12 protein-coding genes are annotated in these 11,731 nt (G+C 65.7%); 2 read left to right on the top strand and 10 right to left on the bottom strand.

All coding sequences use genetic code 11. The features are described 5' to 3' along the window. Positions 1 to 92 precede the first annotated feature (92 nt). The 6 genes from F7R19_RS28770 to F7R19_RS28745 all read right to left on the bottom strand — a co-directional run bounded on the left by F7R19_RS28770 (position 93) and on the right by F7R19_RS28745 (position 6,264). Positions 93 to 884, bottom strand: coding sequence for an ABC transporter permease (locus tag F7R19_RS28770; RefSeq protein WP_150982908.1), 792 nt, complete (start codon positions 882 to 884; stop codon positions 93 to 95). Between the two features lie 30 nt (positions 885 to 914). Further along, positions 915 to 1,727 (bottom strand): ABC transporter ATP-binding protein, encoded by an 813-nt coding sequence (locus F7R19_RS28765; RefSeq protein WP_061960100.1) that lies wholly within the window; start codon positions 1,725 to 1,727, stop codon positions 915 to 917. An 82-nt stretch (positions 1,728 to 1,809) separates the two neighbouring features. Then, positions 1,810 to 2,853 carry an ABC transporter substrate-binding protein gene (locus F7R19_RS28760; RefSeq protein ID WP_061960101.1) on the bottom strand — a complete coding sequence of 348 codons (1,044 nt, stop codon included), beginning with the start codon at positions 2,851 to 2,853 and terminating at the stop codon, positions 1,810 to 1,812. Positions 2,854 to 3,043: 190 nt separating this feature from the next. Next, entirely contained in the window at positions 3,044 to 4,024 is a 981-nt protein-coding gene (locus F7R19_RS28755) for a Bug family tripartite tricarboxylate transporter substrate binding protein (protein WP_150982907.1), read from the bottom strand. Positions 4,025 to 4,072: 48 nt separating this feature from the next. Continuing rightward, positions 4,073 to 5,071 (bottom strand): hydroxymethylglutaryl-CoA lyase, encoded by a 999-nt coding sequence (locus F7R19_RS28750; protein ID WP_150982906.1) that lies wholly within the window; start codon positions 5,069 to 5,071, stop codon positions 4,073 to 4,075. Then, entirely contained in the window at positions 5,068 to 6,264 is a 1,197-nt protein-coding gene (locus F7R19_RS28745; protein ID WP_061960104.1) for a CaiB/BaiF CoA transferase family protein, read from the bottom strand. Before F7R19_RS28745 ends, F7R19_RS28750 begins: the two co-directional genes overlap by 4 nt. A gap of 273 nt (positions 6,265 to 6,537) precedes the next feature. On the opposite strand from F7R19_RS28745, the gene F7R19_RS28740 reads away from it, so the two are divergent. Together F7R19_RS28740 and F7R19_RS28735 are read left to right on the top strand one after the other, a co-directional pair. After that, entirely contained in the window at positions 6,538 to 7,305 is a 768-nt protein-coding gene (locus F7R19_RS28740; protein ID WP_150982905.1) for a substrate-binding periplasmic protein, read from the top strand. Positions 7,306 to 7,339: 34 nt separating this feature from the next. Further along, positions 7,340 to 8,674, top strand: a complete 1,335-nt coding sequence (locus F7R19_RS28735) for a GGDEF domain-containing protein (RefSeq protein ID WP_150982904.1) — start codon at positions 7,340 to 7,342, stop codon at positions 8,672 to 8,674. A gap of 21 nt (positions 8,675 to 8,695) precedes the next feature. Here F7R19_RS28735 and F7R19_RS28730 read toward each other — a convergent pair whose 3' ends face one another. The 4 genes from F7R19_RS28730 to F7R19_RS28715 all read right to left on the bottom strand — a co-directional run. After that, positions 8,696 to 9,601: a LysR substrate-binding domain-containing protein gene (locus F7R19_RS28730; protein ID WP_061960107.1), complete on the bottom strand. Its 906-nt coding sequence runs from the start codon at positions 9,599 to 9,601 to the stop codon at positions 8,696 to 8,698. A gap of 2 nt (positions 9,602 to 9,603) precedes the next feature. Beyond that, a complete protein-coding gene (recR, locus tag F7R19_RS28725; protein ID WP_150982903.1) occupies positions 9,604 to 10,218 on the bottom strand; it encodes a recombination mediator RecR in 615 nt (204 codons plus the stop codon). A 28-nt stretch (positions 10,219 to 10,246) separates the two neighbouring features. Then, positions 10,247 to 10,573, bottom strand: a complete 327-nt coding sequence (locus F7R19_RS28720; protein ID WP_061960109.1) for a YbaB/EbfC family nucleoid-associated protein — start codon at positions 10,571 to 10,573, stop codon at positions 10,247 to 10,249. A gap of 72 nt (positions 10,574 to 10,645) precedes the next feature. Beyond that, the coding region (locus tag F7R19_RS28715; RefSeq protein ID WP_282959956.1) for a DNA polymerase III subunit gamma/tau C-terminal domain-containing protein at positions 10,646 to 11,731 on the bottom strand (1,086 nt) is incomplete at its 5' end.

Here is an 11,731-nt window from a genome sequence, read left to right as displayed (position 1 = left end):
CCAACGACCGCGGCGCGGCCCGCCCCGCCGCGGGCCGCGCCGCGCTTGCGCCCCGCCCGATCGCCCGGGCCGGCGGCGCAAACCGCGGCATCTCAGAGTTTTTCGGTCTCGCCGGACTTCGGCTGCCACTTCATCAGCCGTCTTTCCCCCACCGTCACCATCCAGTCCAGCACCAGTGCAAACGCGGTCAGCACGACAATGCCGGCGAATACGGTGTTGATGTCGAACGTGCCTTCGGCCTGCAGGATCAGGTATCCCACGCCGCGCGCCGATCCGAGATATTCGCCCACCACGGCGCCCACAAAGGCCAGGCCTACCGACGTGTGCAACGACGAAAACACCCAGCTCGTCGCGCTGGGCAGATACACGTGACGCAGCAATTGCTGGCGATTTGCGCCAAGCATGCGCGCGTTGGCCAGCACCACCGGGCTCACTTCCTTCACGCCCTGGTAGACGTTGAAGAACACGATAAAGAACACCAGCGTAACGGCCAGCGCCACCTTGGACCAGATCCCCAGCCCGAACCAGACCGCGAAGATCGGCGCCAGGATCACGCGCGGCATCGAATTGGCGGCTTTCACATAAGGATCGAGCACGGCCGACGTGAACGGGCTCAGCGCCAGCCACAGTCCGACCCCCAGCCCGGCCACCGTGCCAATGCCGAAGGCCAGCACGGTTTCGATCAGCGTCACGCCCAGATGGATATAGATGTCGCGCTCGACGACGAACCAGCTCCAGATGCGCTGCGCCACCACGAGCGGCTCGCCAAAGAAGAATGCCACCTGCTCGGAGCGAGTGGCGAAATGCCACACCAGCAGGATCACCACCAGGAGCAGCAACTGCCAGACGCGCAGCATGCCTTGGGAGTCGGGACGAAATGCCATGATCTTGTTCTTGTCCGGAAAGTCGGTAAATCAGGCCACCTTGCGCTGCTGCGCGTAGCCCTTGAGCACTTCCTCGCGCAGCACGTCCCAGATGGCGGCGTGCAGCTCGACAAAGCGCGGATGATTGCGGATCTCGGCCACGTCGCGCGGACGCGGCAGGTCGATGACGAACTCGCCGATCGGATGCGTCCCCGGGCCCGCCGACAGCACCACCACGCGGTCGCTCATGGCGATGGCCTCGTCGAGGTCGTGCGTGATGAACAGCACGGCCTTGCGCTTGGCCGCCCAAAGTTCGAGCACTTCGTTCTCCATCAGCTGACGCGTCTGGATGTCGAGCGCTGAAAACGGTTCGTCCATCAGGATGATGTCGGGGTCCATCACCAGCGTCTGCGCCAAGCTCACGCGCTTGCGCATGCCGCCCGACAACTGGTGCGGATAGCGGTCGCCAAACCCGCCCAGTCCCACCCGCCGCAGCCACTCCTCGCCCTGCGCCGCGGCGTCCGCACGCGGTACGCCGCGAAACTCCAGACCCGCAATCACGTTATCCAGCGCGCTGCGCCAGGGCATCAGCGCTTCGGTCTGGAACATGTAGCCGGCGCGCGTGTTGATCCCCTTGAGCGGTTCGCCGAACACGCGCACGGTGCCGGTGGATGGTTCCAGCAGCCCAGCCGATACGTTCAGCAGCGTGGACTTGCCGCAGCCGGTGGGCCCCACCACGGACAGGAATTCGCCGGGCTGGATGGACATCGTGACATCGCGCACGGCGGTGTAGCGTTGCGCGCGATCTTCGCGCGAGACGAAGGTGCAGGTCACGTTTTCGAGGGAAAGTGCAGGCGTGCTCATGACGGCATGACTCTGAGAAACGTTTCGCCCGCCGGGCGGCGGCGCACGGCGGGCGATGGAGGCGTCCAGAGGGACGGAATGCTTACTTGTACTTGGCGTTGGCCTTCTGCACGAACGTGTTCGTGAAGGTGTTCTCGAGCTTGATCGACTTGCCCTTGAGTTCCGGGTCGAACTGCTGCAGCGTGTTCAGCGCCGTCTTCGGGCCGTCCGCGGGCATCGCGCCATCGGGCGAGATCGCTTCCTTCACCTTGTCCCAGGCGGACAGGTACAACGCGCGATCGCCGAGCAGATAGCTTTCCGGCACGGTCTTGACGATGTCCGACGGACCGGCCTTCTGCAGCCACTTCAGCGCGCGCACCATGGCGTTGGTCATCGCCTGCGTGGTGTTCGGGTTCTGCTCGATAAACTTGGTCGATGCGTACAGGCAGCCCGACGGCATGTTGCCGCCGAACACCGACTGCGTTTCCTTGAGCGTGCGGGTATCCGACGCGATCTTCACCTCGTTCTTCTGCGTCAGCATCGAGATCACCGGATCGAGATTGGCCATCGCGTCGATCTGTCCGGAGCGCATGGCCGACACCGCGCCAGCGCTGGCGCCCACGCCGATGAACGACACGTCGGACGGCTTCAGGCCGGCCTTGGCCAGCACGAAGTTGGCCATCATGTTGGTCGACGAGCCCGGCGCGGTCACGCCGATCTTCTTGCCCTTCAGGTCGGCGATCGACTTGTAGGCCGGCATCGTCTTGTTGGACACCACCAGCACGATCTGCGGCGCGCGGCCCTGCAGCACGAATTCCTGATAATGCTGGCCCTTGGCCTGCAGGTTGATGGTGTGCTCGTAGGCGCCCGACACCACGTCGGCGCTGCCGCCCACGACGGCCTGCAGCGCCTTGGCGCCGCCGGCGAAGTCAACGATTTCCACGTCCAGGCCTTCTTCCTTGAAGTAGCCCAGACGCTCGGCAATGGTCAGCGGCAGGTAGTAGAACAGGTTCTTGCCGCCGACGGCGATGGTGACCTTCGACTTCTCGGGCTTGCCTTGCGCGAATGCGCTGCCGAACGTGAACCAGCCTGCCAGGAACAGCGCCAGCGCGATCAGCAGCTGTTTCCAGAAAGGTTTGTTGTACATATTGCTCTCCTGCCTTTTTTACTTCTGTTTGAACGAGGGCGTGACGCGCCACCGCGGGCGCGCCGCAAAGCGGCTCCCGGCGATGCTACCCGACGGCGGACGTCCCCGCATCGGGGCAACACCTGATGCGGGGACAAGCGCGGCGGCGATGATGCTACGCCGGCGGACTTTCAAACAGCTTGACTGCGGATTATTCGGCGTGGATGTCGGCGGACTTGATCACCTTGGCCCAGCGCTGCAGTTCGGCCTTCTGGAATTGATCGAGCTGCTGCGGGTTCATGTAACGGGCGTCCGCGCCCAGTTCCTCGGCCTTCTTGCGGAAGGCCTCGGTCTTCATGATCTTCTCGATCTCGGTCGTCAGCTTGTCGATCACGGGCTTGGGCGTGCCGACCGGCGCGTACATCGCAAACCAGGACGACACATCGAGATCGGGATAACCGGCCTCGGGCGCCGATGGCACGTCCTTCAGGCTCGGCAGGCGCGTCTTGCTGGTGACCACCAGCGGGCGCAGCTTGCCGGCGGCGATATGGCCCATCAGCGGCGGCGGCGTGGTGATGGTCATGTCGACGTTGCCGCCGAGCAGATCGGTCATGGCCGGGCCGGTGCCCTTGTACGGGACGTGCGTGATCTGGATGCCCGCCATCTGGTTGAGCAGTTCGGTCGATACGTGCTGCAGCGACCCATTGCCGGACGACGCGTAGTTGAGCTTGTTCGGATTGGCCTTGGCGTAGGCCACGAGCTCCTTGAGCGACTTCACCGGCAGCCCGGGACGAACCACCAGCACCTGCGGCGCCGACAGCAGGTTTGCCACCGGCGCGAAGTCCTTGACCGGATCCCACGACGTCTTGGTCAGCAAGGGCGTGATCACGTGATAGCCCGAATATTGCACGAGCAGCGTGTAGCCGTCTGGCTTGGCGCGCTGCACCGCCTGCGCGGCGATCGTGCCGTTGCCGCCCGGCTTGTTGTCGACCACCACCGACTGGCCCAGCGCCTTGGCCAGCGGCTCGGAAATCAGACGTGCCGCCAGATCCGTAGTGCCGCCTGCTGCGGCGGACACGACCAGCATGACGGGCCGATTGGGATAGCTGCCCTCCTGGGCTTGCGCGGCCGCCGTGCATGCCAGACCGGCCATCGCCAGTACGACGCCGGCGCCGATGAGATTGCGATTCATGTTGTCTCCGATTGTTGTATTGGGGAAATCTTTCGCTGGTGTGCCGCGTTATGGTTGGGGCTGAGGCTGGGCCTGCGCATCGGCATGGGCAAAGAACTCGGCCATCCATGCGGGCGGCTGATGCGTGCGCAGGCGCGGACCGGCACGCAGCAACTGGCTGGACACCTCGCGCTGCACCAGTTCCGACACGCCGCCGACCACCGCCAGCAGCGCGCTCAGGTCGACGCCGGTATCGACGCCCATCGACGCAAACATATGCACCAGTTCTTCGGTACTGACGTTGCCGCTGGCACCGGGCGCGTACGGACAGCCGCCCAGCCCACCGGCCGCGGCATCGAATCGCGTGACGCCGGTCTGCCAGGCGGCCAGCGCGTTGGCCAGCCCCATGCCGCGCGTGTTGTGCAGATGGATCGTGAGACCGGTGCGCGGCAGCGCGCGCTGGAACGATGCGCACAGCGCGGCCACTTGGTTCGGATATGCCATGCCCGTGGTGTCGCACAGCGTGATACCGGCGGCGCCCGCATCCGCGAACGTGCGGGCCAGCGCCATCACATCGGCCTCGCCGACCTCGCCCTCGAACGGGCAGCCGAATACGGTCGACAGAGAAATGTTCACCGGCACGTTGGTCCGGGTCGCCTCTGCGATCATCGCCAGCAGTTGCGCCTTCGACTGTTCGCGCGTCATGCGCAGATTGGCGCGATTGTGCGTTTCGCTCGAAGACATCACGAGGTTCACTTCATCGGGATGGCACGACAGCGCACGCTCGAGCCCCCGCAGGTTCGGCACCAGCACCGTGTAGCGCACGCCCGGGACGCGCTCGATCCGGTGCATCACGGCTTCGGCATCGGCCAGCGCCGGGATGGCGCGCGCCGACGTGAACGAAGTGGCCTCGATACGCGCAAAGCCGCAGTGGGCCAGCGCATCGACAAACGTCACCTTGGCGTCGGTCGGGACGATGAACGGCTCGATCTGCAGCCCGTCGCGCGGCGCCACCTCGTTAATTTCGATCTTCGCCGGACCGGCCAGCGGATAGGAATTGGCACTCATGCAATCACTCCACGGGCGCGCAGGTCGGCAATCGCCGCCGCGTCGAAGCCGGCCTGCGCCAGCACGGAATCGGTGTGCTCGCCCAGCGTGGGCGCGCGGTCATGAATGGCGCCGGGGTTGCCGGACAGCTTCGGGATGATGCCCGGCACCTCCACGCTCAGGCCCTTGGCCGAGGTCACCGTCTCGATCACGCCGCGCGCGCGGTAATGCGGGTCCTCGGCAATATCCTTGACCGTATAGATGCGCCCCGACGGCACGTCAGCGCCGCGCAGCACTTCAAGCGCCGACGCCACCGTCTGCGTCCGGGTCCAGGCGGCGATCGCGGCATCGATTTCGTCGACACGCCTGACCCGTCCGTCGTTGCGCGCGAGATCGGGATCCTCGCCGAGATCGTCGCGCCCCATCGCGCTCATCAGCCGGCGAAAGATGGCGTCGCCATTGGCGGCAATCAGCACATAGTCGCCGCAGCCGCATGGATAGGCATTGGACGGCGCGATGCCCGGCAGCGCGCCGCCGGCCGGCTGGCGCACGGCGCCGAACGCCGAATACTCGGGCAGCAGGCTTTCGCTCAGGTTGAACAGCGATTCATAGAGCGCCACGTCGATGACCTGCCCCTGGCCGCCGCGCGCATCGCGCTCATACAGGGCCAGCAGCACGCCAAGCGCACCGTGCAGCCCGGCGATGGTGTCGCCGAGCGACAGGCCGGCGCGTACGGGCGGACGGCCCGGCTCGCCGGTCAGGTAGCGCAGGCCGCTCATCGCCTCGGCCACGGCGGCGAAGCCCGGTTCGTCCTTGCGCGGACCGGTCTGACCGTAGCCTGACACCCGCACCATGATCAGCTTCGGGTTGGCGGCGTGCAGCACATCCCAGCCCAGGCCCCACTTTTCCATGGTGCCGGGGCGGAAATTTTCGATCAGTACATCAGCCTCGCCCGCCAGTTTGCGCACCAGATCCTGGCCTTCGCGCTGCCGCAGGTCGATAGCGATCGACTGCTTGTTGCGCGATTGCGCCTCCCACCAGACCGAGGTGTCCTCATGGAGCATGCGCCACTTTCGCAGCGGATCGCCCTGGCCGGGCGGTTCCACCTTGACCACGTGCGCGCCGAAGTCGGCAAGGGTCTTGGCGGCGAATGGGCCGGCTATCAACTGGCCCAGTTCCAGAACCTTGATGCCATTTAGAATCTGTTGCGCCATGTGGGCACTTCTCCGTAACACTGACCCGTTTCGGGGGATTGGCTTTATTTGGACGCAGTGTGCCCCAGCGACGGCGTGACGCGGAATCGGCATTCCGGAAAGCGGGCTATCTCGGAATGCGAAAGATCGGGACTTACCCTGAGGAGAGGGTCAACTTCTGCCGCAATCGCGCCGTTAATCGTGGCTGGGGTTCGGACCGGGCCGGCGCGCGGCGCGTCGGCGCAGTCTGTAACGGCCCGGCGCGCAGTCCCTTATCCAGCGGCAACCGAAACCATGCAAATTTTCCGCATTCGCAGCCGTGCCTGCCAGGCGCTGTGCATGGCCCTGTATGGCTGGGCCGCCCCGCTGGCCGCGGCGCCCACCACCATCGTGCTCTACTCGGAAGCCGGCCAGCGCCCACTTTCCTACGAGGAAAACGGCGTGCCGCGCGGCGCCTACATCGACAGCGTGATGCGGGTGCTCAAGCGCATGCCGCCGGAATACAAGGTGGAAATCCGCTTTGCCTCATGGGCGCGCACCGTCGAGGAAGCCCGAAACGGCAACAGCGCCGGCATTCTCGGGGTGTATTACCGTCCTGAGTCGCGCCCGTTCCTCAATCATTCGAAGGCGTTCTACGCCGAAGAGGTCGCCGTGCACTGCAACCGCGACGCGATCGAAGGACGCGCGTTCAAGACCTATCCCGACGATTTCGCCGGGCTCAGGTTCGGCAACCAGCGCGGTTACCTGGCGCCGGGCCCGCGCTTCTTCGATATGGCGCGGGAGGGCAGGATCGAAGTCGTCGAAGGACACGAATTCCAGGATCTGGTCAAGAAGATGCTGGTGCGCGAGATCGATTGCGTCGTCAATCCGAGCGTGGTGATCAACGAAGCGCTGACGGCGCTGGAAGCGCAGGGACTGCCCGAACGGATGCGCTACAAGTCCCGGCGCGTCATGACGATCAAGACCGAAACGGTGCATATCGGCTTCAGCAAGCAATACGAGGTCCTGCACCCGGAGCTGGCCACATTCCGGATGCTGTTCAACCGCGCGGCGGATCAATAGAATGCCCCATTGATTCTCCAGGATCACCAAATCCATGCCACTGCCGCCGCCGGCTCAATCGATCCGGAACAGGATGATCGTGCTGTTCATCGTTGTGGTCACCACAACGCTGGGCGCATTTGCCGCGCATCGGCACTGGCAGTTGCGGCAGGACCTCGAACAGCGCTTCGAACGCACCCGCGCCGAAGTCCTGGATAGCCTGCAGCAGAACCTTGCCGAGCCGGTATGGGCGCTGAATGTGGGCATCATGCGCACGCGGCTTGAGTCGACGCTGATGCATGCGGAAGTTTTCGAGGCCTGCGTGTTTTCTCCAGATGGGCGGGAAATCTACGCCGCCGCAGGGCGTCCGGTCATGGCGGGGACTGCGCCATGCACGGTGGCCGGCGCCCATGGCATCCTTGACGAAATCCCGATCTACCCGCCGGACGGCATCGACGCGCAGCGCCGCGAACAGGCCATCGCCAAGACGGTGGTGCGATTTTCCCGCGATGCCATGCACGCGGCGCTGCGCACGGCAGCCATCCAGAGCGTGACCGAGGTTGCCGCCATCGACGTGGTGCTGGTGCTGCTGCTGACGTTTGGCCTGCGCATGGTATTCCGTCCGCTGGAAAACCTGCAGCGCGCGCTATTCCAGCTGGCGTCGAGCGAAGGGGGGCATCTCGACGAACTGGCGCGGCTTGGCCGCACCGAATTCGACAGCGTGATCGACGGCTTCAATCATGTGTTGCGCAAACTGCGGCTGATCATCGCCGAGCGCACCGAAGCGGAAATGACCGTGCGCGCGGCAATCCAGCGCAGCAACAACGCCTTCGCGCAGATCCAGGCGACCCAGAGCGAACTGGTCGAGAAAAACCGTCAGCTGGAGACGCTGTCGCGCACCGATCAACTGACAGGGGTTTTCAATCGACGGCGGCTCGACGAGGTGCTGATCGACGAGTTCGAACGCCACCGTCGCACCGACAGCCTGTTTTCGATCATTCTGATCGACGTGGACCGCTTCAAGTCGGTCAACGACAATCACGGCCACCAGATTGGCGATCAGGTGCTAATGGAGCTGGCCGACTGCATGCTGGCCACCAAGCGGCCATCGGACATCGTCGGCCGCTGGGGTGGCGAGGAATTCCTGTTGATTTGTCCTGACACCGGCCTGCAGGAGGCGGTGCAGTTCGCCCAGCTGTTACGCCGTGCCGTCGCAGAGCGCGATTTCTCCGTCACGCGGCAGATGACGGCCAGTCTCGGCGTGGCATGCGTGCAGGAAGGCGACACGATTCACGGCATGATCGCGCGCGCCGACCAGGCGCTCTACCGCGGCAAGAAGAATGGACGCAATCGTGTGGAATACGCGCACGACGGCGTGACGGCGCTGTAGCGCAGCCCGGTGCGTGCGCATTCAGAACGGCGCGCGATCTCCGCAAAGATGGGAAATCAGCAGCCGCGCGGATACGGTCAGCCCGGCTGGATCACGCATGCCGATGAGCAGCGAGCGTCGCGCCCACGCATCCTCGAGCGACACCAGGGACAAGCCCATCGATTGCACATGCGGCTCCGCGGCGATGCGCGGCAGCACGCCCACGCCCATGCCAGCCATGACCATGCGGCACATCGCGTCGAAGCTGCGCACCTGGATGCGCAGACGGAACTGGCGTTCCAGACGGCTGCTTTCCTCGAGCAGGCGCGCGGCCAGCGACGTGACCTGCGGCAGGCTGACGAAATCGAATTCGAGCGCATCGGCGTAATGCACCGCGCCGCGCTGCGCCAGCGGATGGTTCGGCGGCGTAATGATGACCAGTTCGTCCTGCCGATACTCGACCGTGACCAGCCCCGCGCACGGCGTGCGATCGGCGAAGATGCCAACGTCCGCCCGGTTCTCCATCAACGCGGCGACGATATCGCTACTGTTGTGCTCTTCGAGTTCGATGCGGATCGTGGGATGCTGGCGCATGAACTGCGCAAGGTCATCGGGCAGAAACTGCGTAATGGCCGAGGTATTGGCGCAGACGCGCACCTGCCCGCGCACGCCCGACGCATAATCGGACATCACGCCCGCCATGCGCTCGACATCCTGCAGGATCGTCAGCGCGTGGTGAAAGCATGCCTGTCCGGCTTCCGTCAGTTGCACGCCCGCCGCGTGGCGAAAGAACAGCGGCGCGCCAACAGCGGCTTCGAGATCGGAAATGCGCTTGCTGGCGGCGGCCACGGCAAGGTGCGACTGGCGTGCACCGGCCGAGATGCTGCCCTGCCGAGCCACCGCCACGAACAGCCCCAGCGTCACGAGATCGAAGCGCGCGAGATTCATCGTCAGAGCGTGCGGCGATCCATCACGGCGCGCGCAATGGTGCCCGCGTCGACATATTCGAGTTCACCGCCGACCGGCACGCCGCGCGCCAGCCGCGAGACCTTGATGCCGCGCGCCTTGAGCATTTCGCCGACATAGTGCGCGGTGGCCTCGCCTTCGCTGGTGAAATTGGTGGCGACGATCACCTCGGTGGCCGGTCCACCGTATTCGGGATCGGTGGCGCGCGCCAGCAGGCGATCGAGATGGATTTCCTTCGGGCCGATGCCGTCCAGCGGAGAAAGCCGGCCCATCAGCACGAAATACTGCCCGCGGTAGGTAAGCGTCTGCTCGATCATGACCTGATCGGCCGGCGTTTCCACCACGCACAGCAACGATGCGTCGCGCGCCGGATCGCGACACGTTTCGCAGATTTCCTGCTCGGTAAACGTGTTGCAGCGCTCGCAATGGCGAATCCCGTCGGCAGCACCGCGCAACGCGTCGCCCAGCTTGCGCGCGCCGTCGCGGTCATGCTGCAGCAGGTGATAGGCCATGCGCTGGGCCGATTTCGGTCCAACGCCGGGCAACACCTTCAGCGCTTCGATCAGCGCCTGCAGCGAAGTCGGTGCAGCGGCCTTCATGACCGCGCCGCCAGTGCCAACGCCTGCATCAGAATGGCAGCTTGAAGCCCGGCGGCAGCGGCAGGCCGGAAGTCATCGAGCCCATCTTTTCCTGCGTGGTCGCTTCGGCCTTGCGCACGGCGTCGTTGAATGCGGCGGCGACCAGATCCTCGAGCAGGTCCTTGTCGTCGGCCAGCAGGCTGGGATCGATGGTCACGCGCTTCACATCGTTCTTGCAGGTCATGACGATCTTCACGAGGCCGGCGCCGGATTGGCCTTCCACCTCGATCTGCGCCAGTTGCTCCTGCATCTTCTTCATGTTTTCCTGCATCTGCTGGGCTTGCTTCATCAGCCCGGCCAGTTGACCTTTCATCATGGAATCACTCCTTGGATACGTGTAGGTGGATGGGCGGCGCCGGACTGTCGTACACCGGGCCGCCTCTGGAATTCAGGCGGCGCGTGGCTGGATCGACCCGGGCACGATCTGTCCGCCAAACTCGCGCAGCAAACCCTGCACGAATGGATCGCGGTCGATATTGGCTTCCGCCTCGCGCTGGCGTTCGGCCCGCGCCGCGGCTTCAACCGCCGCAGCGGTATGCGTGACAGCGCCGACTTCACATTGCACGCGCACGTCGACGCCGAAGGTTTCATTGAGCGCGGCCTGCAGCCGCTCGGCGACATTGGCCTCGGCAATCGCCGCGACCGGCACGCGCAGATGCAGCGTACGACCGACCACGCGATGCAGCTCGCTCTGGTGCGCCAGTTGTTGCGCCAGCCCCTTCAAAGGCAGACCCGCGGCAAACGACGGCCAATCGCCGGTAAACACCGGCGGCGTGCCATCGTCGGCCGCACTGGGCGCCACCGGCGGCACGGCGGGTGCCAGCGGCACTGCCGGCGCGGCTTCCGGTTCGGGCCGCCGCGCCTGTGGCGCAGCCTGCGCCGGCGCGGCACGGCGCGCGCCACGCGGCGCACGTTCCACCGGGTCGGACTCGAAACCGTTATCAAAACCGCCAAAAGTCGGGTCGAACCCCGGATCGGCGTCGTACGGGCCGATCACCGGCAGGTCGGGCGGCATGTCTTCCCATGGCGGCACGCTGCTGCCTCCCCATGGCGCAGCCTGGTCCGCAGCCGGCGCGGCCGGAGCACGGTCGCGCACCGGCGCCCTGGCGGCCGGCGCGGACGCGGCCGATGCTGCGGACTGCGAGGACGCCGGGGAAGCGGACGGTGCGCTCGGCGCAAGCGAAGCGGCTGGCGCAGTCGTCGGCGCAGTCGGCTCGGTTGATGCCGACGGCGTCGGTTGAATCGTACGCGCCGGATCCGACTGCGGGCGAACGGTCTCGCCGGCCGGAATCGACGCCGGTGCCGATGTCACAGCGGGACGTGAGGCCGATGGCGGACGCAGCGGCTGGGCGGGCGAGCGCGGCGCACCTGCCGCGGCGGCGCCAGCAGCCGGAGACGCGCCAGCCCCGAGTGGCCGCGCGGCGCCCTTGCCTGCCGAAGCCTGGCGCGCCGCTTCCAGTGCGGCGCGGGCCGG

This window comes from Cupriavidus pauculus, from assembly GCF_008801835.1.
Taxonomy (GTDB): Bacteria; Pseudomonadota; Gammaproteobacteria; order Burkholderiales; family Burkholderiaceae; genus Cupriavidus; species Cupriavidus pauculus.
This window is presented reverse-complemented; position numbering and strand designations above follow the sequence as displayed.

Bases quoted from the DNA above. Each gene is read 5' to 3' on its own strand.
- F7R19_RS28770 (WP_150982908.1), bottom strand. From the start codon at position 884: ATGGCATTTCGTCCCGACTCCCAAGGCATGCTGCGCGTCTGGCAGTTG.
- F7R19_RS28765 (WP_061960100.1), bottom strand. From the start codon at position 1,727: ATGAGCACGCCTGCACTTTCCCTCGAAAACGTGACCTGCACCTTCGTC.
- F7R19_RS28760 (WP_061960101.1), bottom strand. From the start codon at position 2,853: ATGTACAACAAACCTTTCTGGAAACAGCTGCTGATCGCGCTGGCGCTG.
- F7R19_RS28755 (WP_150982907.1), bottom strand. From the start codon at position 4,024: ATGAATCGCAATCTCATCGGCGCCGGCGTCGTACTGGCGATGGCCGGT.
- F7R19_RS28750 (WP_150982906.1), bottom strand. From the start codon at position 5,071: ATGAGTGCCAATTCCTATCCGCTGGCCGGTCCGGCGAAGATCGAAATT.
- F7R19_RS28745 (WP_061960104.1), bottom strand. From the start codon at position 6,264: ATGGCGCAACAGATTCTAAATGGCATCAAGGTTCTGGAACTGGGCCAG.
- F7R19_RS28740 (WP_150982905.1), top strand. From the start codon at position 6,538: ATGCAAATTTTCCGCATTCGCAGCCGTGCCTGCCAGGCGCTGTGCATG.
- F7R19_RS28735 (WP_150982904.1), top strand. From the start codon at position 7,340: ATGCCACTGCCGCCGCCGGCTCAATCGATCCGGAACAGGATGATCGTG.
- F7R19_RS28730 (WP_061960107.1), bottom strand. From the start codon at position 9,601: ATGAATCTCGCGCGCTTCGATCTCGTGACGCTGGGGCTGTTCGTGGCG.
- recR (WP_150982903.1), bottom strand. From the start codon at position 10,218: ATGAAGGCCGCTGCACCGACTTCGCTGCAGGCGCTGATCGAAGCGCTG.
- F7R19_RS28720 (WP_061960109.1), bottom strand. From the start codon at position 10,573: ATGATGAAAGGTCAACTGGCCGGGCTGATGAAGCAAGCCCAGCAGATG.